Annotated in this window: 20 protein-coding genes; 14 read left to right on the top strand and 6 right to left on the bottom strand. The window is 50.7% G+C overall.

The genetic code is table 11. The features are described from left to right. Window positions 1-352: 352 nt before the first annotated feature. The gene (locus WH45_RS07315; protein ID WP_046213747.1) at window positions 353-1,654 is read right to left on the bottom strand and encodes an aldehyde dehydrogenase; all 1,302 of its coding nucleotides are present in this window, start codon (window positions 1,652-1,654) and stop codon (window positions 353-355) included. Between the two features lie 206 nt (window positions 1,655-1,860). On the opposite strand from WH45_RS07315, the gene WH45_RS07310 reads away from it, so the two are divergent. After that, window positions 1,861-2,463: a TetR/AcrR family transcriptional regulator gene (locus WH45_RS07310; protein ID WP_046213746.1), complete on the top strand. Its 603-nt coding sequence runs from the start codon at window positions 1,861-1,863 to the stop codon at window positions 2,461-2,463. Between the two features lie 165 nt (window positions 2,464-2,628). Beyond that, window positions 2,629-3,141 carry a hypothetical protein gene (locus WH45_RS07305; protein ID WP_052723664.1) on the top strand — a complete coding sequence of 171 codons (513 nt, stop codon included), beginning with the start codon at window positions 2,629-2,631 and terminating at the stop codon, window positions 3,139-3,141. A gap of 166 nt (window positions 3,142-3,307) precedes the next feature. Here WH45_RS07305 and WH45_RS07300 read toward each other — a convergent pair whose 3' ends face one another. Next, window positions 3,308-3,766 (bottom strand): MarR family winged helix-turn-helix transcriptional regulator, encoded by a 459-nt coding sequence (locus WH45_RS07300; RefSeq protein ID WP_046213744.1) that lies wholly within the window; start codon window positions 3,764-3,766, stop codon window positions 3,308-3,310. 458 nt (window positions 3,767-4,224) lie between these two features. Here WH45_RS07300 and zwf point away from each other — a divergent pair, with 458 nt between their 5' ends. Beyond that, window positions 4,225-5,724, top strand: a complete 1,500-nt coding sequence (zwf, locus tag WH45_RS07295) for a glucose-6-phosphate dehydrogenase (RefSeq protein WP_046213743.1) — start codon at window positions 4,225-4,227, stop codon at window positions 5,722-5,724. 260 nt (window positions 5,725-5,984) lie between these two features. Further along, the gene (gnd, locus tag WH45_RS07290; protein ID WP_046213742.1) at window positions 5,985-6,884 is read left to right on the top strand and encodes a phosphogluconate dehydrogenase (NAD(+)-dependent, decarboxylating); all 900 of its coding nucleotides are present in this window, start codon (window positions 5,985-5,987) and stop codon (window positions 6,882-6,884) included. Between the two features lie 253 nt (window positions 6,885-7,137). Here the strand turns inward: gnd and WH45_RS07285 are convergent, their stop codons facing one another. Then, window positions 7,138-7,377, bottom strand: a complete 240-nt coding sequence (locus WH45_RS07285; protein ID WP_046213741.1) for a hypothetical protein — start codon at window positions 7,375-7,377, stop codon at window positions 7,138-7,140. A 315-nt stretch (window positions 7,378-7,692) separates the two neighbouring features. Here WH45_RS07285 and WH45_RS07280 point away from each other — a divergent pair, with 315 nt between their 5' ends. The 3 genes from WH45_RS07280 to WH45_RS07270 all read left to right on the top strand — a co-directional run bounded on the left by WH45_RS07280 (window position 7,693) and on the right by WH45_RS07270 (window position 10,417). Continuing rightward, on the top strand, window positions 7,693-8,127 hold the full coding sequence (locus WH45_RS07280) for a MerR family transcriptional regulator (protein ID WP_046213876.1): 435 nt from the start codon (window positions 7,693-7,695) through the stop codon (window positions 8,125-8,127). A 266-nt stretch (window positions 8,128-8,393) separates the two neighbouring features. Continuing rightward, complete coding sequence (locus tag WH45_RS07275) at window positions 8,394-9,608, top strand: MFS transporter (RefSeq protein WP_046213740.1); 1,215 nt, start codon at window positions 8,394-8,396, stop codon at window positions 9,606-9,608. 362 nt (window positions 9,609-9,970) lie between these two features. Next, entirely contained in the window at window positions 9,971-10,417 is a 447-nt protein-coding gene (locus tag WH45_RS07270) for a universal stress protein (RefSeq protein ID WP_046213739.1), read from the top strand. Between the two features lie 145 nt (window positions 10,418-10,562). Here WH45_RS07270 and WH45_RS07265 read toward each other — a convergent pair whose 3' ends face one another. Further along, a complete protein-coding gene (locus WH45_RS07265) occupies window positions 10,563-10,961 on the bottom strand; it encodes a hypothetical protein (RefSeq protein ID WP_046213738.1) in 399 nt (132 codons plus the stop codon). Window positions 10,962-11,322: 361 nt separating this feature from the next. After that, window positions 11,323-12,279, bottom strand: a complete 957-nt coding sequence (locus WH45_RS07260) for an L-lactate dehydrogenase (protein WP_152663501.1) — start codon at window positions 12,277-12,279, stop codon at window positions 11,323-11,325. A 511-nt stretch (window positions 12,280-12,790) separates the two neighbouring features. Here WH45_RS07260 and WH45_RS07255 point away from each other — a divergent pair. After that, a complete protein-coding gene (locus WH45_RS07255; protein WP_046213736.1) occupies window positions 12,791-13,807 on the top strand; it encodes an NADP-dependent oxidoreductase in 1,017 nt (338 codons plus the stop codon). A gap of 291 nt (window positions 13,808-14,098) precedes the next feature. Here WH45_RS07255 and WH45_RS07250 read toward each other — a convergent pair whose 3' ends face one another. Beyond that, window positions 14,099-14,599, bottom strand: coding sequence for a CcdC family protein (locus WH45_RS07250; protein ID WP_046213875.1), 501 nt, complete (start codon window positions 14,597-14,599; stop codon window positions 14,099-14,101). Between the two features lie 601 nt (window positions 14,600-15,200). On the opposite strand from WH45_RS07250, the gene WH45_RS07245 reads away from it, so the two are divergent. The 6 genes from WH45_RS07245 (at window position 15,201) to WH45_RS07220 (ending at window position 24,570) form a co-directional block, all read left to right on the top strand. Continuing rightward, window positions 15,201-15,590, top strand: a complete 390-nt coding sequence (locus WH45_RS07245; RefSeq protein WP_046213735.1) for a response regulator transcription factor — start codon at window positions 15,201-15,203, stop codon at window positions 15,588-15,590. After that, window positions 15,590-18,601, top strand: a complete 3,012-nt coding sequence (locus WH45_RS07240) for an ATP-binding response regulator (RefSeq protein ID WP_052723663.1) — start codon at window positions 15,590-15,592, stop codon at window positions 18,599-18,601. The genes WH45_RS07245 and WH45_RS07240 overlap by 1 nt, the downstream gene beginning before the upstream one ends. A gap of 120 nt (window positions 18,602-18,721) precedes the next feature. Continuing rightward, window positions 18,722-20,860, top strand: coding sequence for a GGDEF domain-containing response regulator (locus WH45_RS07235; RefSeq protein WP_162198439.1), 2,139 nt, complete (start codon window positions 18,722-18,724; stop codon window positions 20,858-20,860). Next, a complete protein-coding gene (locus WH45_RS07230; protein ID WP_046213733.1) occupies window positions 20,857-21,972 on the top strand; it encodes a HEAT repeat domain-containing protein in 1,116 nt (371 codons plus the stop codon). Before WH45_RS07235 ends, WH45_RS07230 begins: the two co-directional genes overlap by 4 nt. Beyond that, window positions 21,953-23,434 carry a glycosyltransferase family 2 protein gene (locus WH45_RS07225; protein WP_200897665.1) on the top strand — a complete coding sequence of 494 codons (1,482 nt, stop codon included), beginning with the start codon at window positions 21,953-21,955 and terminating at the stop codon, window positions 23,432-23,434. The genes WH45_RS07230 and WH45_RS07225 overlap by 20 nt, the downstream gene beginning before the upstream one ends. Continuing rightward, window positions 23,431-24,570 (top strand): hypothetical protein, encoded by a 1,140-nt coding sequence (locus WH45_RS07220; protein WP_052723662.1) that lies wholly within the window; start codon window positions 23,431-23,433, stop codon window positions 24,568-24,570. Before WH45_RS07225 ends, WH45_RS07220 begins: the two co-directional genes overlap by 4 nt. Window positions 24,571-24,615 lie beyond the last annotated feature (45 nt).

The following is a 24,615-nucleotide window of genomic DNA, read 5'->3' as shown; positions in this document are numbered from 1 at the left end:
CAGGCCAGAGCATGACATGCCCCGGCCCGTCTATTAAGCTTATTCTTCAGTTGCAGTTTAGATCTACTTGCATTTACATTCCGCAGAAGGCAAAAGTGACCAAAAGATGCATCAGCACCAAGCGGAGAAAAGGGAATAGGGGCAAAGGACGACCTTGGAGCCTGGAAATTGACCTTTGACCTCTTCCATAATTTCCAGGCTCCACCGGAGGACGTGCCCCTATCTCTTTTCGGAGCGGATGCTGCCGAGCAATCCATCTTTTCAAAGCGACTACTGCCAAGCGCCCCAACGCTCCAGCTTTTCATCGCAAATGATGCCTCTGCTCCGTAGGCTGCTCCAAATGCTCAACCACTCAGGAATTGCGCTTCATTACACTTTTCAGATGAGAGAACACTTCAAAACTCTGCTGTCCATGATACGAGCCCATGCCGCTTTCACCCACACCGCCAAATGGCAGATAATGCGAAGTCATGTGGGACAGCGTGTCATTGATACAGCCACCGCCGAAGGATACAGTGCTCAATACCTGTTCCTGCAGCTGTTCATCCTGGGTGAATAGATACAGTGCCAGCGGTTTTGGACGGCTCACGATTTCGTCCAGCAGTGGGTTCAGGTCGTCATACTCGATCACCGGCAGGATCGGTCCGAAGATCTCTTCCTGCATGATTGGTGAATTCCAGTCTACGCCGCCGAGCAGAGTCGGTTCGATCAGCAGTTGGTCACGATTGGAACGGCCGCCGATCAGCACTTCTTCGCCTTTCATCAGAGTAGACAGACGGTCAAAGTTGCGCGCATTTACGATATGCGGGAAGTCCGGATTTTGCATAACATCCTCGCCCTGCTTGTCCTTGATCTCTGCCTGGATCAGTTCCAGCAGCTGGGTACGCACATCCTTGTGGACGAGCAGATAGTCCGGGGCTACGCACGTCTGACCGGCATTAAGGAACTTGCCGCGAACGAGACGCTGCGCCGCGATCTGCAGATCTGCATCATGATGGACGATGCTTGGGCTTTTGCCGCCAAGTTCCAGCGTTACCGGAGTCAGATGTTCGGCAGCGGCTCTCATGACGATGCGGCCGACGCCGGTGCTGCCAGTGAAGAAGATATAGTCGAATTTCTCTTTGAGCAGAGCAGTGCTGGCTTCCACTTCACCTTCGACAACAGCAATATATTCTTCCGGGAACAGTTCATGGATCAGGTCATAGGTCAGTTTGGATACGGCAGGAGTCAGTTCGGAAGGCTTGAGCACCGCACAGTTGCCTGCAGCAATCGCGCCAACGAGGGGACCGAATGCCAGCTGGAACGGATAGTTCCATGGTGCGATGATCAGCGCCACGCCATACGGTTCCGGATAAATGGTGCTGACCGCATCCGGCAGCGCTGCTGCAGTAGGAACCTGCCGCGGGGCTGCCCATTGCTCAAGGTGCTCCAGTGCAAAGTCGATCTCGCCCATAACGATGCGAATCTCCGAACCGTATGCTTCGGCTTCCGACTTATTCAAGTCAGAACGAAGTGCATCCAGAATACGCTGGTGATAATTTTCGATTCCCTGTCTCAGCTGCCGCAGGGCAGTCATCCGGTAAGATACATCTTTGGTCTGGCCTGTATAAAAGAACGTCCGCTGCTGCTGGACGAGTGGTTGTACATTAAGCATGGATAGTCAGCTCCTCTATAAATGTTTGATACAATTGTATTTATTTACATATGATTACTCGCAATATATCGGATTATAAGACAGGAAATGTTATGTTACAATAACCAGATGATCCAGATATGAGGTTTATGCCACAGATGGGTAATAAATGTAGGCATAACTGCCGAATAAATAGAGAAATACCCGGTTACAGAAAGGATCCAGCGATGAAAGAACACAGGGAAGATCCGCGGGTGCTGCGGACGCGTACTGCGCTGCATAATGCACTCAAGCAGCTGATGCAGGAGCAGGCGTATGACAAAATTACGATTCAGGATATCACCAAGCTGGCTGCCGTGAATCGCAAAACCTTTTATCTGCATTATGAATCCAAGGACCATCTGCTGTACGCCGTGACAGACGAGATGCTGGATGAATTGTTCGGTGAGGCGAGGGATGCGGGTTCTTTTGACCAGTCGGTCGATGAGCTGCAGCGTTATATCGCCGGCCGGATTTTCGAATATATGATTCGGTACCGGCGCTTTTTCGAGGTCATGTTCGAGCGCAAGGCGATGTTCAACTTTGTCTCTTATATGAAAAGGTATATCGCGCGGTTCTATGAAGAGAAGTTTGCGGAGCTGGATGACGACAAGCTGCCTGTGCACAAGGATGTCATCGCCAGCTATATCAGCTCCGCCTACGTAGGCATCATTCACTGGTGGCTGGAAAACGGCATGCCGTATACCCCCGAAGAAATGACCGAGCAGATGATCCTGCTCAACTCCCACGGACCGATCCATATTATTCGTACGTACAAAGGTGAGGACTAACACGCAGCACGCCCAAAATAGCGCAGTACGCAAAGCGAGGAGAGCACACCTGATCAGGCTGTGCTCTCTTCTTTATCGTTGACATAAAAGCTGAAGGATGTAAATGCTTAGACATAATGCATACTTTTTGCTGTAACCAACGTCCATAAACTTAGAAAGGATGTGTTGATCATACTTAAAATTACAATTGTTCTTGCAGCGTTAACGCTGACCATCTGCTTGGCTGGCTGCAGCAAGGAAACTGCTGCACCCAGCCCCCAGGAGCCAGCCGCTGCTACCAATCCGACAGCACCAGCCCCTTCCGAACAAGCTAGCAGTGCAGAGGAGGAGCCAACTGCCAAGCCAATTACCGATAAAATTAATTGGGATCAAGTCAACGATCCGCTCGTAAATGATGCGATGAAAGCACAGCTCCAAGCAGCAATAGATGCCATGGCAGCCGGGGATGTCGATCAATTTCTTCAAGCGATCGGCAGGGATATGGGAACTGCTTTTGATTACCTGTTGAATAACAAAATGGAGTTTACAACCGTGCTTGCTGCATACAAAGAATCCGGACGTATCGTTGTTCCTATTCAGGGGCATTTAAAAAAAACAAAAGAAGAGAGTGAATTATTCCTTTCTTTTTATTTTGTAAAAGATAAAGGCGGAGAATGGAAATTGGGGTCAATTGATTAGAGGACATTACTTTACAAAAAAGAAAAGACGCCGTCAGGGCGTCTTCATTGCTTGGGAGAGAATGTTTGAGATCAGCTGACTTCTGGAACGAACTCCAGAAGTCAGCTGATCCCATGGCGAAATAAATGAGCTGCCCGATCCTCAGGCAAGCTTCCCCGGTTATGAATCAGCCAGAAATGCCGACGCTGTCCGCTTCGTTGACCCGTGCGTTGTCCTTGATCTTGTTAAGCAGTCGGCGCAGCACGATCAGTTCCTCATCCGAGATGCCGTCCATCAGATCCAGGCTGATCTCTTTCATAATGACAGCGACGTCCTGTTCCAGTCGTGCGCCTTCGGGAGTCAGATAGATTTTGAAGCAGCGGCGGTCATCGGTGCAGGTGATCTTGCGGATAAAGCCTTTGCTCTCCAGATTGGAGATCATGCGTGTAATGTTCGTTTTGTCCTTGCCGAGGCGTTCGCCGATCTCATTCTGGGCGAGGCCGTCTTTTTTCCATAACAGCATCAGCACAAAAGTCTGTTCGGGAGCAAGATTGAATGGAGCCAATTTATTTTTAATATATCCGGCAATCGCAAGATGAACGTCACGAATGAATACGGTATAGCTCTTTTCTAAGTCATATGGCATGAGTATTCACCCTTATATGTTTTCGTATTTGGTATCGCATACATAATTATAGTTGCTATATCAACCTTTTAATCGACGTTAGACTAACACTTTTATTCGTACCTGTCAACGCAGCTATTCACAAACAACCAAAAGTTACCGATAAATAATTTAGCAGACAAGTAATATTCATTGTGAAACTTTCATTTTTACTCTTGACATTGTTCGACACAAGGTCTATTGTAAATTTTGTAAAGAATGACTGTCACAAAAGAGACACAATGAAAGATTGACTTCACGACGAGGCTTCGATATAAGCTGTGTTTGCTAAAACCAGTCCACATACCGGGTCGCTCGTTTATTTTTTGCCGATATAGTTGCTATATCAACCGTATAGTAAACCCATGAACTAAGTCTGAATACTTACACCCATGCGATATAGAGAACAGGGTGAGGTACATTTTGGAGGAGAAACCATTATGGAAGCTATGACATTTGTATTGTTCGGTTCAACAGGGGATTTGGCAAAACGCAAAATCTTCCCTGCATTGTATAATTTGTTTATTGATCGCAAAATGCCTGAAGCATTCTCCATTATTGGCCTGGGACGCAAATCATTCAATGATGCGACTTTCCAGACTTATGTGGAACAGGCTCTGCAGGAATTTTCCCGTAATACACCGGAAGACCGTGAGACTGTCGATGCATTCCTGCGTTCGATTCGTTATCACATTCTGAATGTTGATGATACAGCCGGCTATCAGGAATTGCTGAAGCTGGTGGAACAGCGCGAGACCGAGCTGAATATCCCGCAAAACCGCATGTTCTACATGTCCGTAGCGCCGGAATTCTTTGAAGTGATCGCGGATAATATCAAAGCAAGCGGCCTGGGCAACACAACAGGCTGGAAGCGTCTGATCATCGAGAAGCCGTTTGGTCATGATCTGGCTTCGGCACGTCAGCTGAACGAACAGCTGAGCAGAACATTTGCTGAAGAAGAGATCTTCCGTATCGACCACTACCTCGGCAAACCGATGGTACAGAACATGGAATCGTTCACTTCCGCGAACCCTGTCATTCAGTCCCTGTGGAATAACCGCCACATCGCGAATGTACAGATCACCGCTTCCGAAGTGGTAGGCGTGGAAGAACGTGCGGGTTACTATGATCATACCGGAGCGATCCGTGATATGGTGCAGAACCATATGCTGCAGGTGCTGATGATGACAGCGATGACGCTGCCTGGCGGCCATACCGCTGACGATGTGCGTACACACAAAAAGTACATCGCCAAAGCACTGCGTCCGATTTCCAAAGAAGATGCGCACAAGCACTTCGTACGTGCCCAGTACACTGCTGGTGAAATGAACGGCAAGGAAGTACAGGGTTACCAGGACGAGCCGGGCATTGCGCTAGGTTCCAACACCGACACATTCGTGGCTGCACGCGTCTGGGTCGACGATTTCTCCTGGCAGGGCGTACCGTTCTACATCCGTACCGGTAAACGGATGAAAGAGAAATCCACCCGTGTCGTCGTGGAATTCAAAAACACGATGCAAAACAACGATATCTGCGTCGATTGCGACGGTCAGCCGAACATGCTGACCATCAGCATCAATCCGGAAGAGAAAATCACGCTGCAGCTGAACCGCCGCAATGTCAAAACCGGCCAGCTTGAGCCAATGACTTCCGAATTCGTGATGGGTACCGACAACGATCCGGAAGCTTACGAGCTGCTGATCGGTGACGCCCTGAACGGCGACGCTACTTTCTTCGCTCACTGGGATGAAGTGGAACTGTCCTGGCAGTGGATCCAGCCGATGCTGGAAGCTTTTGCAGACAACAGCCTGCCGGTTCACGAGTATGCAGCCGGCACTTATGGTCCCGAAGCATCCAACGCACTGCTGGCTGAACAGGGCTTCCGCTGGCTCGGAGACAAAGCGGTTGCTCCGGTCAGAGAAAGCGCCGTTGTACGCTAATCGTTAATCACGACCTGATCCTTATATAATTGAATGAGTGGCATACGCTCTGGTTAATGATGGACAGAGCGTATTCTCCATGCTTTCAGAGCCGGATTCCGGCTTTGTCAAACCGCTTTGTGTCTCCATGCACAATGCGGTAATAGATTCGGACGTAGGAACAAGCGTCCGGGGTGAGTGTTATATACTTGCCGCAGTGGATAGAGAGTACGACCAAAAAAAGAGGGATACCAATCCCCAACAACACGGAGGACTATACAATGAAAATCGGACTGATTGGCTTAGGCAAAATGGGTATGAATCTGGGACAAAACCTGATGGATCACAATCATGAAGTGGTTGCATTTGACCTGAACAAAGAAGCGGTAAAAGAACTGTCCGGCATGGGCGCACAGGGTGCAGACACCATCGCTGAAATGGTCGGCAAACTGGAAGCACCGCGCGTGGTATGGGTAATGGTACCTCACGGCGTTGTGGATTCCGTACTGGCTGAAGTGGCTCCGCTGCTGTCCGAGAACGATATCGTGATCGAAGCAGGGAACTCCCACTACAAAGAATCGATCCGCCGCTACAACGAAATGAAAAAAAGCGGTATCCGTTACATGGACGCAGGTACTTCCGGCGGCATGAGCGGTGCTCGTAACGGCGCTTGCTACATGGTTGGTGGCGACAAAGAAGCTTGGGAAATCGTAGAACCGATCTTCCGCGATACAGCTGTAGAGAACGGCTACCTGTATGCTGGTGAAGCCGGCAGCGGTCACTACCTGAAAATGGTCCACAACGGTATCGAGTACGGTATGATGGCAGCAATCGGTGAAGGCTTCGAAGTTCTGGAGAAGAGCCCATACGACTTCAACTATGAAAAAGTGGCACGCGTATGGAACAACGGTTCCGTTATCCGCTCCTGGCTGATGGAACTGACTGAAAATGCATTTGCCAAAGATGGACGTCTGGAAGAAATCCAGGGCATCATGCACTCCTCCGGTGAAGGTAAATGGACCGTTGAGGAAGCAATGGATCTGCAAATGGCAACTCCGGTTATCGCGCTGTCCCTGCTGATGCGCTATCGTTCCCTGGATAACGATACATTTACAGGTAAAGTCGTAGCTGCCCTGCGTAACGAATTTGGCGGCCACGCTGTTGAGAAAGCAAGCAAGTAAGATTGCAGCAACCCGGATTTGAATATATGACGGAGTAAAGAAGGGCATCCTTGCCGGTCATAGCCGGCAGATACGGGTTTTGACTTCTGCGCCGTTATATAACAAAGCCTCTGTACCAGTGAAGAGATATCTTCCTGCGTACAGAGGCTTTTTGTGATGCCTGTGGGTCGTTTTATGCCTGTATATGGTCGATCGGCATGTATTCAAGAATGCGAGGGTATCATCCACGCAGCTACATGAGGGAGCTGTGTAATCAGGTCTCCTGCGGAACAGGATCGCCGGGATTATCCATATCACGTATCACATTCAGGATGACCAGAAAATCCGCTGTCTCCTCGGTTTTGAACAATTCCACGACCTGATGAACTTCTACATAATCATTCTGATACTGTCTCTGACGACGGACGATCTCGGCAAGTGTGGCACCGAGTGACGTATTTTCCCAGCTGGCAATGCTCAGTTCGATATAAGCCTGTGATCTCAGAATATTCATGGGTTCCTCCTGTTTATAGGAATTTGTCATTCAATTCCAGAATTGTCTTCACCACCATAGCACACCTGAGGCAAGGAAACCAAATACAAAGCGCATAGCCTGCCTAAGGGTACATAAAAGGAAGTGTATACCTGCTAGTCCTTGAGAGAATGCCGTCCATTTTCGACAAATCTGTAAATGGATATCAAAGCGCATATTTTCTTTTTTTTTCTGAAAAAATAGATTTATTTCTCAAATGACGTTGACGTTAACGTGAGATAGTACTATTATATTCATATAAGATATGTAAATATTTAAATAAAGAAGGTGGGCACAATAACTTTCTACAAGATTGATGAAGTGGCAACGGAATGCAATCTGACCAAACGTACACTTCGCTATTATGAAGAGATCGGATTGGTGTCACCGCAGCGGAGCGATGGCAACACCCGGCTGTATACGCGTGAAGATATCGAGCGGCTCAAAAAAATCATCAGCGCGCGTGATGTGCTCGGATTTTCGCTGCAGGAGCTGCAGCGGTATATCGAAGTTGTCGAGATGCTGAGAGGGCAGCGGGAGCGCTACCGGAGCATTACCGATGATGAGCAGCGCAGACACCAGCTGGAACAGATTGATCGTACGCTCGGCGAGCAGCTGGCGATGATGGAAGAGAAGATTCGCACCATTCATTCGTTCAAGGATGAAGCGGAGCAGCTGCGTAAACAGGTACGTGAAGGCTTGGCGAGGCTGAGCCGGGAAACGGACAGCTAAGACGGTTTGATCTGTAATTTGCAAAAGGGTTGAATCCATTTCTGCAGATCGGTGAATATGTCAATAGATGCACAGTACAGTTCATTCTTTACAACAGTCAGACTGTACGACATCCATCGGAATGCAGACATTTGGTTTGGGATAGTCATCGTTTACACATACCGGATATCCGATGGAGCCGGTCTTTCCTTTTGTCTCTAAATACTTAGCAAAACAATAAAATGATTTTGATGTGAATCAGCACAATCAAGGAGGAGTTTTTTATTATGAGTAGTAAACCAGCAACTGCAAAGCAGCTGCCACAGCAGGGCGGATTATTATCCCAGCCCAAAGCCGTATGGGCCGTTGCTTTTGCCTGTGTTATTTCTTTTATGGGTCTCGGATTGGTTGACCCTATTCTGCCGGCGATCGCGAGCCAACTGAACGCGACACCAAGTCAGGTGTCTCTGCTGTTCACCAGCTACAATCTGGTAACCGGTCTGGCTATGCTGATCACTGGCGTCGTATCCAGCCGGATCGGTATTAAATGGACATTGTTAACCGGTGTGCTGCTGATCATCATCTTCTCGGCACTCGGCGGATATTCGGATACGATCGGTCAGATCGTCGGTTTCCGTGGTGGTTGGGGATTGGGTAATGCACTGTTCATCGCGACTGCGCTGTCCGCTATCGTTGGACTGTCGACTTCCGGTACAGCCAAAGCGATCATTTTGTATGAAGCTGCACTTGGACTTGGTATCTCGGTCGGCCCACTGCTGGGCGGCGAACTCGGTTCCATTTCATGGCGCGGCCCGTTCTTCGGTGTCAGTGTACTGATGCTGATCGGCTTTTTCTTCATTCTGTTCATGCTGCCCAAGATTCCCAAACCAAAAACACGCAGCACGCTGGCGGACCCGTTCCGCGCACTGAAATTCCCGGCGCTGAAGACGCTGGCGATTGTCGCTTTCCTGTATAACTTTGGTTTCTTTACCCTGATGGCTTATTCCCCTTATGTGATGGGACTGGATGAGCACGGTCTTGGTTATGTGTTCTTCGGCTGGGGGATGCTGCTGGCGATCACTTCCGTATTTGTGGCACCGAAGCTGCAGGCTCGCTTTAACCTGGCCGGTTCGATGGGCGTTATGCTGACCCTGTTTGCACTGGATCTGGTATTTATGGGTCTGGGCGCAGCGACCGGTTCGCCAACGCTGGTCATTATCGGTGTTATCGTCGCCGGTATTTTCCTCGGTATTAATAATACGCTGATCACTACAGCGGTGATGGAATCCGCTCCGGTCGAGCGTTCAGTTGCTTCGGCAGCGTACAGCTTTGTCCGCTTCCTCGGTGGTGCGGTATCACCATTCCTGGCAGGTAAACTGGCAGAATGGTACAACTCGGCGACCCCGTTCTATTTTGGTGGTGCGATGGTGCTCGTAGCGGTAATCGTGCTGGCGGTGCGTCGTCGTCATCTGGCGGGAATTGATGTGTCGCACGGACATTAATTTGGGGTGTGCTTGCATCAGCCGCTGCGCAAAGAGATTCTGCCATTCCCTCCGGTTAAGCAGGGAGATCTGGAATGACCGCATGGCGGTCGATCTCCCTGCTTAAATGTCGGTCATTGGCAGAATTCTCTTTGCTCCGCTCAGTGCTGGAAGCTTGGATTGGAGCAGGGTAAAAGATCTTAAAGACCTGAAAGACCTGAAAGAGTTAAGAGATTTAAAGAAGAGTTGGAAAATAATTAAAAGAAGCTCCAAAGGAAGATTCTATGAGTAAGGATATGGAGCATTGGAAAAAAAGTTAAGGCTGTATATGGAGTATATAGTGGGCTGACAGGTATCAAATAGATGAAATGGAGGAACAGATCATGGCAGAAGTACAGGGTAGTTCAGCGTATGAGCGTATACTGGTGGCGGTTGATGGTTCCGAGCATGCGCAGCGTGCATTGGAACATGCGGTGCAGCTGGCGAAAGGGCTGCAGATCGCACCGCGTCTGACCGTGCTGCATGTGAATCCGGTCATGATGGTAGCGGAGCCGCCGCTCGGGGTGGATGTGGATGAGCGTCTGGATGAAGAAGGTCATGCGATGACCGAGCCGTATCGTACGTATCTGGATACGACAGGTGTGCAGTATGAGGTACGCTATCATACCGGCGATCCGGCGACCGTGATTTGCGATACGGCCAATGAGGAACAGATGGACCTGATCATTATGGGTACACGCGGGAAAAGTGCGGTATCCGAGCTGTTCCTGGGCAGCGTGAGTCACAAGGTGATTCAGCATGCTCATTGTCCGGTCATGACGGTGAAGTAAGAGGACGGATAAGAACGTGGTAATAGAATATATAAGAAGGTATGAAAATAGTAAATAACAACGTTGTGACTGGAACTTTTGAGCGGATGAGATTGGTCTGGTCTTTTTGAAAAGGGAATATGATAACTGGCAAAGCACCGATACATTATGATGATGTATCGGTGCTTTTTTGTATCCGTTGATCTTTGTTTCTATATAGCAGTGCATCGAACAGTCCAAATACGGCTATATAAATCGACAGAAGTTGTATGTCCAATATAGTGAGGACAGACACTACATATAGAACCAGTGCAATAGCCAGAAAAAGGGGCAGTACCAGACGTTTTGCCACAAAATAACGAAGCAGCGCAGATAACAGACCTCCGCCGATCAGAATAAAACTCCAGCTGGTCATCACCGCGAAGATGACTATTCCGATGAGGTCTTCCCAGCCGAAATGAATCAGATCCGTATCCGAATCTCGATCCATAATCACGAGCAGGGTAGGAACAATGACCGAAGTTAGCAGTGTAACCCATACATAATGTTTGATCAGTGGATGCACAGTGCGATCTCCTTTTCCAAAAGGTTGATGATTATATTCCAGCATAGCCCAACCCATTAGCTTATTCAATGTTATGGTTCTTGCAGCCTTCAACATTGAGCCAAGCAGGATACAGAGTAATAATGAAAGCAAGATACTGAAACAAAAAGAACCCGGATTAACTACCCGGGTTCTATATATCCATATGATCGCTATCTGCCTATAAGTTCATAGAAAATACCTATAAATCGCTGGGTCTTGTGAGCCTATATCGCTACATTCTATGCTATATTCGCTTCTTTATTCTTAACTGTAAATCCAATATTGGCGTATGCCTTCGTGCATATCATAGGCTGCATATCAGCGCTCAATCGCTGTGCAATTACACCATTACCTGTACCTGCTCAATGGCAGAGCGGATCACCTGGCAGGAATGATGGAATTGACGCTGTTCCTGTTCTTCCAGGCGCAGTTCAATGATTTCCTGGATACCTTCTCCGGAAATGATGGCAGGTACGCCTGCACATACATTTTGTTCACCATACTCGCCGTCGAGGATCGCAGATACCGCAATAATCCGGTGCTCATCATACAGAATCGAGCGGGCGATATGGGCGAGTGCGTTGCCGATGCCGAACTGGGTATGGCCTTTGCGAGTGAAGATCTCCCAGCCAGCATCCCGTGTCTTGAGTGCCACATCGTCGAGACTGAGTTCAGGGAAGCGCTGGGCATGCTGTTCCATAATATGCAGCAGCGGCTTGCCGCCGATTGTGACATGCGACCAGGCGACAAATTGGGATTCACCATGCTCGCCGAGTACATAGCCGTGTACACTGCGCGGATCAATCGAGAACACATCAGACAGGATCGTCTTGAGACGGGAAGAGTCAATGGATGTACCTGTACCAATAATGCGTTCTCTTGGCAGACCGGAGTACTGCCATGTCAGGTAAGTGACCACATCAACCGGATTGGCAGCAATGATAAAGATACCGTCAAATCCGCTTGCCATGATCGGATCGGTAATCTCGCGTACGATCATTGCAGCTTCATGCAGAAGGGTCATGCGGTCCTGGCCTGGCTTGGGATTGGGACCGGCTGTAATAATGACGATATCCATATCGCCACAGTCATTCAGTGTGCCTGCATACACTTTGGTTCGATGAGACGTAAAGTCCATACAGTGCGAGAGATCCAGCGCCTGAGCGACTGCTTTCTCGTGGGTGCGTCCCACCATCATAATCTCATCGGCAATCGACTGGTTGATCATGGAATAGGCACATCCCGCTCCGACCATTCCTACGCCGACAATGGCTACTTTTCTGTTCTTTTTTCCCACGCTGTACAGCCCTCCTGTATTCATAATATTAAAGTATTTCCCGGACGTGCCGGTGAATACTGTGCTTGGTTAGGATGATTGCTTCAATTCGAATGTTAATTAACTTTCCATATCTACTATTATACATACTTTTATCAGAATGATAATAAGGAAATATGTCACAATAATTAACTTATAGGATGGAAATATATCCTTTTCCCCTTTTATATATCTGAAAATACATATAAAAGGCGAACAATCTACCTTCTTTGCTGAATCGGACAGCGGGAGAAAATGAAATCCATGCACAGAAGTTCGGCAGCAGAAATTACAAAGCTGGAATCTCGCTGCAGGAAACTTATCGGGGAGTTGGCGGATAAATTGGCTGATTTCATCTTAATTTCAGGTGAGAAGGGTAATAATAGAAGTGGCATGCCGATTGCGCTGCACTGACGAGAACAATCGGGCATGCAGATTATGATGCATAATAGTCTTTTGGATCGGAATACTTAATTTATGGGAGGAATTACTTATGGCTGAAGAACAAAATGAATATATTGCACTGGCGAGTCGTCCGCAAGGAACACCTGAGATGGAGAACTTTTCGTTTAACAAGGCTGAGTTGAGCAGTCCGGAAGACGGGCAGCTGCTCGTGAAGACACTGTATGTATCTGTCGATCCGTATATGCGCGGACGGATGAAAGACGCCAAATCCTATGCCGCTCCATTCCAGATCGGAGAACCGATTACCGGTGGTTCGGTCGGCAAAGTGCTCAGCAGCAAGCACCCGGACTACAAGGAAGGCGATATTATCGCAGGCGGCTGGGGCTGGCAGCGTTATGCGATCATCGATGGCAATGGTCAGCGCAAAGTCGATCCGGAGCTGGCACCGATCACGACAGCCCTTGGTGTACTGGGCATGACCGGACTGACGGCTTATTACGGCACACTGCGTATCGGTAATCCCCAGCCGGGCGAGACGATGGTCGTATCCGGTGCAGGCGGTGCGGTCGGTATGATCGCCGGACAGATCGGCAAGATCAAGGGCGCACGGGTGGTCGGCATCTCCGGTTCGGATGAGAAGAACCGCTATCTCAAGGAAGAGCTGGGATTCGACGAAGTAATCAACTACAAGACCGATCAGCCGATTCGCGAAGCGCTGCAAAAAGCATGCCCGGATGGCATCGACGTATACTTTGAAAATGTGGGCGGGGACATTACCGATGCGGTAATCGAGCAGCTGAACCGTAATGCACGTATTCCGCTGTGCGGACAGATTTCCCTGTATAATCAGGAAAATCCGGAGATGGGACCGCGCATTCTGCCGGCGCTGCTGACTCGCACCGTGCTGCTCAAAGGCTTCCTGGTCGGCGATTATGCCGATGAGAATGTACAGGCGCTGCAGGAACTGGGACAATGGGTTCGCGAAGGCAAGCTCAAATACAAAGAGAATATCGTCGAAGGGTTCGACCGGATTCCGGAAGCATTCCTCGGACTGTTCACCGGCGAGAATCTGGGTAAGCAGCTGGTCAAAGTAGCAGAAGAGTAAAATACCAACCTTATCGATATGCTGCTGGACGGCAGAGGATGGTGCCGTTTGGTAAAGGGATTGCCCAACTCATGGGATACGAAAAGGTAAAAGCGCTCACTTTGCCACATGATTTATAAAATGAAAAAGTGAGCCACAAAATAAAACAAAAAAGCTAACCACCATTATCAGGCGGTTAGCTTTTTTGCTGTTATATGTGCTGCTGACAGAGACACGGAAGATTAAAAGGATGAGCATCAAAGGTACTTATACATCTTTGCGAAAACACTCGATGTAGCATCCCGATTTTATTTATACCGTAGGCTCGGAATCTACAGCTGCGGTAATCTTGCGGTATTTGCGGAACATATCGAGCCGCCAGTGCAGCAGGGTACCAAAAGCAAGGATAAAGAACACACCCGCCGTCTGCGGAATAGTAATGTAATGCTCGATAAACCGGTGCAGCAGCAGACGGATCATCAGCAGCCCGATCAGAATAAACAGGAAGCTTTTGGAACGCTGTACAACCACATCGGTGCCGTTATGCTCGAACCGGGTACCGCGAATCAGCGGATACGAGAAGATGAACCAGCCGACGATGAACGCACCGAGCGCCCACAGCCAGGATACACGGAAGTCAGGCACAACAAACATGAAAAATCCGGTGCTCATGCCAAGCGGCGGAATCAGAATCTTTTTGACATTAACCGGTCGGTGGTTCGTTCGGGAACGTACGAGAATGGCGGTCAGGGCGATAACGAGCAGACCGACGGTAGAGCCTATCTGTAAAAAGGAGGGACTGAATTGTAACATGATAAAGGACAAACCCCTCTCCTGGGTGTAAGTTATTTTGTGAATATACAATATGCTGCTGCACAGCCATCATGCTGAATGAAACGGCGTGCTTTCAGCTATACCAAATACAAAGCGAAATACTCTCTTAATTATATCATAGGTTGGTGATCAATCGCATTGCAACAGTCCAACAAACGTGAACATCTACCGAAAATGATTACTGGCAGCAGAACATGTAACACCGGGCCAATCCACATAAGCCGGGCATCCGTATATCCATTATAGCCGCTGATTCTTTCTCTAACAGATCTATACTGGAAGGAACTTGCAGATTAAGCTTTAGGACCTATTTGCATATTTGACGTTGTGACCGACATAAAATTGGAAGTCTATCCTTTTGTCCATCGCTGATTGAGCAGAACATACTTTCCGATACTTGCAGCGACACGGAAGTGAATGTATCCGAAGTAAGTCATTCCAGAGACAGAGGGCAGCAGATGGATACGATTGTGGTAAGATTAAATTACTATTGTTTTTAAATTAGTCCATTTATTGTTAATTATGATTAGGCAGTAAAATGTACATTTCACCATATTCAATATACAGGGAGGAATAGATGATGTCATCATTTCGTATTTTAATTGCCGAGGATGAGCCTGCGCTGCGATTCCTGCTGCTGGAGACACTTGAAGACGAAGGGTATCAGGTCACAGAAGCCGAAGATGGAGGACTTGCACGGGAGAAGCTGGCTGAGGAGCCATATGACCTGATTATTCTCGATTACATGATGCCGGAAGCGACAGGGATCGAAGTGTGCGAATGGCTGCGTGCCAGCGATAATGTCAATATGGACAAGCCGGTCATTCTGCTGACTGCCAAGGCACAGGAGAAAGACCGGATTCGGGCAGAACAGGCCGGGGTTACACTGTACATTTCCAAGCCATTCAGTCCGCTGCAGCTGCTGGATGCGGTAGAGGAACTGCTGTCTGACGCTGTGGGGAGTGACTGATGCAGGGCCGCGGGGGATTGGCACGCCGAATTGCCCGGTGGACGATTGTCGTTTTTTTGATTTTCGGATTGATCGTATTTGCTGTGGAGTGGACGTTTAAGCAGCAGGTCTCCCAGATTACGGGTCAGATCAATTATCATCTGGATCAGCAGAATCGGCTGCAGAAAATGGGCGAAGATTATCGTTCCACAGTATCGAATTTCCGTGCGTACCTGGCGTATGGCCGGCAAGACTTTCTGACGGCTGCCCGTACCGATCGGGACAGCTTCCGGAGTGAACTGGAGGATTATCGTACACAGCTCAGCCATACGACCAGTATGGCACAGCAGCTGGATGAGCTGGTGCAGCACAGCGAAGAGTATTTCAGTTACTTTCCAGCCATTCAGCAGATGAAGCAGGAAGACAGCCAGACGGAGATTGAGAGCATGTCCCAGACGACGACCGCGCTGGTCGGGATCGTTAATGAAGAAATGGAGCAGCTGATTACCAGTGAACGGGATCAAGTCAATCTGCTGATGCAGCAGAGTCAGCAGCTCAATTCGCTGGTGCTGTTTATCCCGCTCGTGTTTATCGTATTGGGATTGGGTGCAGCGCTGCTGCTGATTCGCTATCTGCGTGAATTGATCGTCAAACCGGTCGTAGAGATGGAATCCGCTGTCCGGCGCATCAGTCAGGGTGAAGATGTGCGGATGGATCATCGCATTAATGACGATGAGATCGGCGAACTGATGGATGGCATTAACCATATGAACGATCAGTTGAGAGAGCGTCATCAGGAATTGGAAAGAAATCTGCGTCAGCTGGCCGAACAGCATGATGAGCTGGAAGCGCAAAATGAAGAAATTCTGGTGCAGCAGCATGAGCAGGAAGTCATTCTGGCGAAACTGACGGACCGGGAGCGCCAGCTGCAGCTGATTAACTCGTATCAGGAAAAGCTGACAGGCTTTACGACGATGAATGAATTTCTGGAGAACAGTCTGCGGGCACTGCTGCAGGCCACGCATCACGATGCACTGATGCTTGTTATTCAATCGGAGCAGGAAGATTCGACTTTTCATGCCATTCATGCCATTGGATGGCCGGGAGATATGGAGCAGACTGCCGGAACCGCGTTGTTCGGACCGGCTCTACAGGTTGTAGAAGAAAAGAAGCCGATCGTACGCAGTCGGGTGCTGAGCGGGGAAGAACGAGGCATCCACCGCGGATACGAGCGTGCCGACGACCACTACTATCCGCTGTATGACGATCAGCTGCAGGTGATCGGATTTCTGCTGCTTACCAGCTATGGCAGTGCAGCTGTACAGATTCACGACAAGATGCTGACAGAGGGACTGATCAACCAGTTCGGCATGGCGTATCAGGCCCAGCTGGCCGGAGAAGAACGTCTCAAGCAGAGCATCCGGCTGGAAGAGCTGAATGCCGAGCTGGAAGTGGAGAAGCTGATGATCCGGCAGCAGCGTGACGCTATTCAGGAGATCATTGATTCGCTGCATGAAGGACTCGTATTGTGCGATCGGGAAGGGACGGTGTCCTTTTCCAATAAGCAGGTGAGCCAGGTGCTGCCGGATCTGAAGACCGGTGCGAGCATCACATCTCTCGGCGATTATCTGGATACCCACAGCGTGAATACGGAGAATCTGAGCGAGCAGATTCAGCAGGCCATTCTGAGTCCTGCCGAGGACTGGAAGACCCAGTTCTCGCTCCAGGGACGTGACGGCTCGATCTATTATCTGGAGCTGTATATCAATACGATTACAGGCGTAGATATGAAGGAATATTATCTGCTCGTCTTCCGTGACCGTACCGAGGAAGAACAGGCGGATCAGATGAAAAATGAATTTGTCAGCATCGTCTCCCATGAGCTGCGCACGCCGCTGGCGAGCATTCTCGGTTTTGTGGAGATTCTGCTGCACCGCGAAGTAAAGCCGGAGAAATCACGCAAGTATATGGAGACCATCCATCGCGAGGCGAACCGGCTCTCCAATCTGATCAGTGATTTTCTGGATCTGCAGCGGATGGAATCCGGCAAGCAGAGTTATACACGGGTGCCATTTGACCTGAGAACGGTCGTACATGATGTGGCCAGACAGTGGGATGGCAAGCAGGAGCATCAGGTACGGATCGAGCTGCCGGCAGCGTCCTGCTTTGTGGAAGGCGATACGGATCGGATTACCCAGGTGATGCATAATCTGATCAGCAATGCGGTCAAGTATTCACCAGGTCAGCCGCTGATTGATGTGCGTATTAGCGATGGAGGAGCCGACTGGATCGCGGAGGTGCAGGATTACGGACTCGGCATACCGGATGAAGCCAGGGACAAAATGTTCGGCAAATTTTACCGGGTGGATAATTCGGATCGCCGACAGATCGGTGGAACGGGATTGGGACTGGCGATTGTGCGGGAAATTGTGCGCGATCTGGGCGGAGAAGTGTCGTTTGACTCCCGTCTGGGCGAAGGCAGTACATTCTATGTCCGGCTCCCCAAATACCATATTCCGCAGCTTGGCAACAAGGTCGTTATTATCGAGGACGATGATAATCTGTCGGGGCTGATCCGGGCGACTTTTGAAGAGCAGCATTATGATATTCTGTCGCTTCATACCGCCGAAGCCGCCATGCTCAGTCTGGAGCAGAGCGAGCAGGCGCCGCTGCTGTGCATCGTCGATATTCAGCTGTCCGGCTCCCGCAATGGCTGGGAATTTATCAGTATGCTGAAAAGCCGGGAAGCAAGCCGCCATGTGCCGGTCATTATCTCGTCAGCGCTGGACCAGCCGGGGGATTTTGCTGAGAAGCCGAATGAAAAGTATCTGCAAAAGCCATTTACCGTCGAGCGCATGAAAGAGCTGGGGATGGCCCTGATCCAGAGCGGTAATCATACGACCGATGTGGTGATCGCCGGCCACAATGAACAGGTGATTCAGTCGGCACTCAAGAAAAACGGGCTGCATGCCGTTCAAATGCAGGTGAATGAAGACTTTATCAGTGTCGATCTGCTGGGAGAAGACGACTGATACTTCCTCTAAAATGGGTAATGAAACAGTAAAAAGAAACTTGCTCTCGATATGAAAACAGGCTGCTGGTTAGCGCAGCATATGCAAGGCGTGAATGCAGAAGCAGCCAGGGGAGGCAGTATGGATAAATATCAGCGGCTTTTTATAAAGCAGATAAAAGATAAAATCAAAAAAATGACGCTATCCGGGCAATGGACACCGGAGCCTGAGCTGTACCGGCTCGTTCACTCGGCCAAAGGCACTTCGGGCACTATCGGATTGGATGACTGGTATCAAGCCGCTTCCGGACTGATGGATCGTCTGGAACCGGAAAGCGAACAGGTCTGGTCCGCAGAGCAGGTACGTGAACTGCTGGCGCCCATGGTCTATCTGTTCCTGCTGGCAGAAGAAGAACCGGAAGAAGGGGATACGGCGGTCAGCGAGCCGGAGCCACAGCCGGTTCTTGCCTATCAGGGTACCCTGCTCGTCGTGGACGATGATATGAGTCTGCTGCAGATGCTCAAGGATCAGCTGGAGCAGGCCGGCTATATGACGCTGGCTGCCTCGGACGGAGCCAAGGCAATGGAGATTTTTTATAATATGAAGCCGGATTGTGTCATTCTCGATGTGATGCTGCAGGACAAGGACGGCTTTGAGCTGCTGCAGGAGATTCAGGCACGCAGCGAACAGTATCTGATTCCGGTCATTTTGATGAGTACGAGCGCAGACCGGGAGACACGCATCCGTGCATATGCGTCGGGCGCCGACGATTTTATAGGCAAACCGCTGGATATGGAAGAGTTTATCGTACGCATCCGTCATCAGGTACAGCGGCGGATGAAGTTGAATACCCTGCTGATGTCGGATGAGCTGACCGGTGCCTATAACAGCAGTTATTTTGCCCAGGAGTTGGTTCGTCATTTGCAGCGGTTAACGGACAGTCATGAGCCGGCTGTACTGACACTGTTCGATCTCGACAGCTTCCGTCATATTAATGAGCGGTTCGGTTATGCCGAAGGGGATCGTCTGCTTCGCTACTTCTCCGATCTGGTACGCAGTTCGCTCGGACCGCAGGATATCTGGGCACGTGACCGGTATGACCGGTTTTACCTGCTCCAGCCGGGAATTGGGGAGAAGGAAGCTGTTTCTTTTGCCAATCAGCTTCTGGATCGGCTGGAAGCGGAAGAACACCGTGTAGGACCGGATAGCTACCGGGTTACCTTTTCCGCAGGTGTACTCGAGCTGAAGCCGGGCATGACCGCGCAGTCCTGTTATGACCAGATTCTGCGCATCGTGGCCGAAGCCAAGCGTCTGCATGACGGAGTGATGATTGTACCGGAGCGGCGACGGATGACGGAATCCCGCTCAACCGGCGCATTCGGGCAGATAGAGCGGGAACTGCCATCTGCTCCTATAGGGTCCCGTAAGGAGGATATCCGGGCAGAGTCCCGTCCTGCTTTGGAAGCCCGGGAAAATACAGATGCAGCCGATCAGATGGAAGTCCTGCTCTCTTCCGTATCTTCACGTCTGAAGAAATATGCCAGCAAGGAGCCTCTTTTTCCGGTGGATCGGGAAGAGCAGACAATGGCATCCGCTACCGGACAGTCTGAACCGGCGGTATCTCCGGCTCATGAATCCTCTGCTTCCGCTGGCAGGATTGCCGAAGAAGTGCTCATACCTGGCATTGCCGCCGATTCTGTCCAGATGCAGGTAGTGGAATTATCACCGTTGTCGCCGCTTCAGGCTGATACAATCCGTGAGCGTGAGCCAGCCGCTGGGGAGGGCACGCGAGGTACACTGGAATGGGTCGGGCATGAGGAGCGGGCACTGGTCAGCCAGCAGGCTGCCGAGGTGGATCAGGCTCCAGTGCCGCCTGCCGGGGTTAAGCCGTGGCGGCTCGCCATTATCGATGATGATGATCTGATCCGCGGTATGCTCAGCAAGCGGTTGGGTGGACTGGATATTGAACATACGCTGGAAGTGAGAACATTCAGCGATGGAGAGGACTTTTTCAGTGATCCGTGGCATGGCGAAGATGCGCAGTATGTGATTATCCTCGACCGGATGATGCCGCGCATGAACGGAATGGAAGTGCTGCGCCGGATTCGTGGTATGGAGAAGCGGGCCAATTATATGGTACTGATGCTGACCAGTGTGGGTGACGACCGCGAGGTGGCAGAAGCAATCCGGGCAGGTACGGATGATTATTTGACCAAGCCGTTCAGCATCGTGGAACTGGAAGCCCGTATCCGGCGTCTGCTGGGGAGGATGGGCCTATGAATACGATAGACCCTGATTCCGCACTGACCATCATATTATGGCTGTGCGCCGTTATGCTGGCAGCCCTGATCGCCCTGTATGTCTATCTGGCAATCCGCAAGGCAAGTCTTAACCGCAGAAAGGCTGCCGTCTACAAAATGCGCAAGGAACTGGAAATGTCCGATTCGGTGCTGGAAGAATATTTGTCCACCGGTGAGACATCGCGTCGGCTGTCGACCAATGAACCTTTTCGGATGGAAGCGATTCAGGAGGCGCTGCTGCATCGTCTGTCGATCAGCCGCACCCCGGAGGAACGCACCCGGATTTATGATTTTGCGGAAAGGTATTTCTCCAGCCAGTATGAAGAATCGCTGCATAGCCGTCAGTGGAGTACACGGATGAACACGCTGCTCTGGATTGAACAGTTCCAGATGACATCCATGGAAAAGGAACTGCTCGACTGGATGGCAGATCCGCACTGCTCGGAAGAGGAATACTTTCAGATTCTGCGGATTCTGTCCAAGCTGAACAGTCACCGGATTCCCGAATATTTGTTGGGAAATGATCATGATCTGTCCGACAGCCAGCTGCTGCAGATTCTGCTGCCGCTGAATGATGAGCTGCAGAGTGAGCTGATCGCCGGTTTTGAACAGTATCCGTTCCGCGTACGCTGCAGCTTTATCGATTCACTGCGCATCCGCAATATCCGCTCTGCCGAAGTGCTGGATCTGCTGGAGCGCCAGTTATCCGGAGAGGACAGTGAGCTGCGCATCCGCGCGCTCAAAGCCATTTCCAACTTTGGCTATCTGACACCGGAAGCGACCAGGCAGCTGGTGGAGCGGATGGAACATGAGCATGATCAGGCCGTGGAGCAGGTTTCCTGGCCAGAGCGGCTGATGCGGGCAAGAGTAATGGGCAATATCCGTGAGGATATATTTGTTCCCTATCTGGAAGAAATGCTGGGGGATTCGGCGTACCGTGTCCGTCAGCAGGCAGCGGAATCGATCGCTGCTTACAAAAATGGGCTGGAGCTGCTGGAAAAGGTGGCTGCCGGTGAACATGCGGACCGCTATGCGCGCGAGATGGCGGAGGAGACGCTGGAAAGGAAACAATATGAGCGGAATCTTGCTTGATATCGCAGGTACCATTTTCGAGATTCTCAGTATTATCATCATGATCTATGTCGTCGGGGTCAGCATCGCGTATATTGTACTGTTCTTTGTCGCCGCCCGGAAGCTGAACCGGGAAAAGGATCTGAACGAGAGTCAGTATGATCAGGTGCTGGAGGAAGAGCTTGCCCCTCCGCTCTCGATCATCGTGCCTGCCTATAATGAAGAATTGAATATTGTCTGGAGCGTACGCTCACTGCTCGGCATCAATTACAAGCAGTTCGAGATTGTCGTCGTCAATGACGGCTCCAAGGACCGGACGGTGCAGTATCTGCTCGATGAATTCGATATGGTGGAGGTCAAGAGCCGGGTGCGCTGGTCCGGGCTGGGCAAGCCGACCAAGCCGATCCGTGGTATCTATCGCTCGCTTCAGCATAATAATCTGGTGCTGGTCGACAAGGAAAACGGTGGCAAGGCGGATGCGCTGAACGTAGGCATCAACGTCTGCCAGTATCCGTACTTTGCCTCCCTGGACGGGGATACGGTATTGGATCAGAACGCCTTTATCAAAGTGATGAAGCCGATCATGGATGCCGGTCCCAATGAAGAGATTGTCGCCACCGGCGGCAGTGTGGGCATCGCCAATGGCAGTTATGTGGACAGCGGGTATCTGAGCCGTGAGAGTGTGCGTCTGTCCGGCAAGCCGCTGGTTGTGATGCAGGTGATCGAGTATTTGCGTGCCTTTCTGATGGGACGGATCGGACTCAGCCGTCATAATCTGCTGCTGATCGTCTCCGGCGCTTTTGGCATTTTCAAAAAGAGCTGGGTGATCGAGGTAGGCGGCTATGAAGTGGATACGGTCGGCGAGGATATGGAACTGATCGTCCGGCTGCACCGACGCATTCAGGAAAAGAAAAGCAAGGCGCAGATCGTCTATGTACCCGATCCGGTCTGCTGGACGGAAGCCCCGGAGAATGCCAAAATCCTGCGCCGTCAGCGGACTCGCTGGCACCGCGGATTGTTCGAGAGTCTCTGGCGGCACAGAGTGATGCTGTTCAATCCCAAATACGGCAAGATCGGCATGATCTCAATGCCGTACTTTCTGTTCGTGGAACTGCTCGGGCCGGTCGTGGAGCTGGCCGGGGTGCTTACGGTAATTGTGGGCATTTTCCTCGATACGGTGGATGTGCGAATCACGCTCGTACTGGCACTGCTGATGCTGTTGTACGGTTCTCTGCTGTCGATGGGTGCCGTGCTGTTCGAAGAATGGTGCTTCAAGCGGTATAACCGGGTAGCGGATCTGACGCGGTTGTTCCTGTTCGCGCTGTCCGAGACGTTCTGGTACCGCCCGCTTATGACATTCTGGCGGTTCGAAGGACTGATCCAGATTGTACGGCGCAAAAATCAGGGCTGGGGAGATATGGCTCGCGGCGGCGTCATGAATTCCAAAAAACCGGATAACCCGACAGGCGGAGGGCAGACATGAAACGTAAACGTATATGGACATTCTGGCTGATTCCACTGCTGGTCGCCTTGCTGCTGCTGACTCCATGGATATGGTGGGAGTCCAAGCCGGCGACGCCGCTGCAGGTAGCCATTCTCGACAAAACGGTACCGGATATGACATACCGTGAACACAAGGGACTGGTCTGGCTGCTGAATCAGCAAAAGTATGTAAAGCAGGACAATCAGCCTTATGACTATACCCGTGATTATTACGGATTTATCCCAAAGCCGGACCGGCAGTACGAGACGACAGGCCTTCCGGGAGATCTGAACGGTACCGATATGATCTATGTCGCGGATACGTACGGTATCGAGCGTGCACAATATGAAAAGGACAGCTCGACTACCGGCGATCTGTCAGCCGGAATGCTCTATGGTGGACTGACCGTCTCGGATGTGCAGCGTATCCGAAGCGCCGTGACCAGCGGCGGGGTCAAGACGCTGATTGCGGAATTCAACAGTCTGGCGACGCCTACACAATCAGGCGCACGGCAGGAATTCTATCCGCTGATCGGCGCGGAATGGACCGGCTGGACCGGACGTTATTTTAGCGACCTGGAAATAGGCGGTGAAGTGCCGCCGTTTCTGAGCGGCGATGGCAGCGATCCGAACCGCTGGCCTTACAAAGGACCGGGCGTTGTATTGGTTCATGAAGACGGACGGGTTGTCGTGCTGGAGCAGGGCAAGCAGATTGGGGAAGAAGGCGTCCAAACGGTGCCGACCACCCTGGGCGAGGCACAGATCGGTCTGGACAGTACAGTCCGTTACAATTACTGGTTTGATGTGATGAAGCCGGCCGAAGGTACAGAGGTGCTGGCCAATTATAATCTGGGACTGACCGAAGACGGCAAGCACAAGCTGCAGGCCGCCGGCATCAGCTATGAATTCCCGGCAGTCATCCGGCAGCAGCATGAGACGTATGTGTCCTACTATTTTGCAGGGGATTATGCAGATTACAATCATTACGCTTTCTGGCGCAAATATCAGGGCTGGGAGACATTCAAGCGCTGGCTGACCTTTGACCGGCCTAACAGTGAAGATGCGTTTTACTGGCATATCTATGTCCCGCTGATGAAGTCGATTCTGCAGGAAACGGCTGCCGCCAGCGGCAAATAAACACCGGATACAGCTTGGTCTCCATGGCGGGCGGGGAAGCTTGCG

The sequence above is a fragment of the Paenibacillus wulumuqiensis genome, from assembly GCF_000971965.1.
GTDB lineage: Bacteria > Bacillota > Bacilli > Paenibacillales > Paenibacillaceae > Saccharibacillus > Saccharibacillus wulumuqiensis.
The sequence above is the reverse complement of the archived record's forward strand: the minus strand, read 5'-3'. Positions and strand labels throughout refer to the sequence as shown.

What these genes read in the sequence shown, in the direction of transcription:
- WH45_RS07310 (WP_046213746.1), top strand. Translation starts at nt 1,861, where the DNA reads ATGAAAGAACACAGGGAAGATCCGCGGGTGCTGCGGACGCGTACTGCG.
- WH45_RS07245 (WP_046213735.1), top strand. Translation starts at nt 15,201, where the DNA reads ATGTCATCATTTCGTATTTTAATTGCCGAGGATGAGCCTGCGCTGCGA.
- WH45_RS07225 (WP_200897665.1), top strand. Translation starts at nt 21,953, where the DNA reads ATGAGCGGAATCTTGCTTGATATCGCAGGTACCATTTTCGAGATTCTC.
- gnd (WP_046213742.1), top strand. Translation starts at nt 5,985, where the DNA reads ATGAAAATCGGACTGATTGGCTTAGGCAAAATGGGTATGAATCTGGGA.
- WH45_RS07300 (WP_046213744.1), bottom strand. Translation starts at nt 3,766, where the DNA reads ATGCCATATGACTTAGAAAAGAGCTATACCGTATTCATTCGTGACGTT.
- WH45_RS07285 (WP_046213741.1), bottom strand. Translation starts at nt 7,377, where the DNA reads ATGAATATTCTGAGATCACAGGCTTATATCGAACTGAGCATTGCCAGC.
- WH45_RS07220 (WP_052723662.1), top strand. Translation starts at nt 23,431, where the DNA reads ATGAAACGTAAACGTATATGGACATTCTGGCTGATTCCACTGCTGGTC.
- WH45_RS07230 (WP_046213733.1), top strand. Translation starts at nt 20,857, where the DNA reads ATGAATACGATAGACCCTGATTCCGCACTGACCATCATATTATGGCTG.
- WH45_RS07235 (WP_162198439.1), top strand. Translation starts at nt 18,722, where the DNA reads ATGGATAAATATCAGCGGCTTTTTATAAAGCAGATAAAAGATAAAATC.
- zwf (WP_046213743.1), top strand. Translation starts at nt 4,225, where the DNA reads ATGGAAGCTATGACATTTGTATTGTTCGGTTCAACAGGGGATTTGGCA.
- WH45_RS07240 (WP_052723663.1), top strand. Translation starts at nt 15,590, where the DNA reads ATGCAGGGCCGCGGGGGATTGGCACGCCGAATTGCCCGGTGGACGATT.
- WH45_RS07255 (WP_046213736.1), top strand. Translation starts at nt 12,791, where the DNA reads ATGGCTGAAGAACAAAATGAATATATTGCACTGGCGAGTCGTCCGCAA.
- WH45_RS07315 (WP_046213747.1), bottom strand. Translation starts at nt 1,654, where the DNA reads ATGCTTAATGTACAACCACTCGTCCAGCAGCAGCGGACGTTCTTTTAT.
- WH45_RS07270 (WP_046213739.1), top strand. Translation starts at nt 9,971, where the DNA reads ATGGCAGAAGTACAGGGTAGTTCAGCGTATGAGCGTATACTGGTGGCG.
- WH45_RS07250 (WP_046213875.1), bottom strand. Translation starts at nt 14,599, where the DNA reads ATGTTACAATTCAGTCCCTCCTTTTTACAGATAGGCTCTACCGTCGGT.
- WH45_RS07275 (WP_046213740.1), top strand. Translation starts at nt 8,394, where the DNA reads ATGAGTAGTAAACCAGCAACTGCAAAGCAGCTGCCACAGCAGGGCGGA.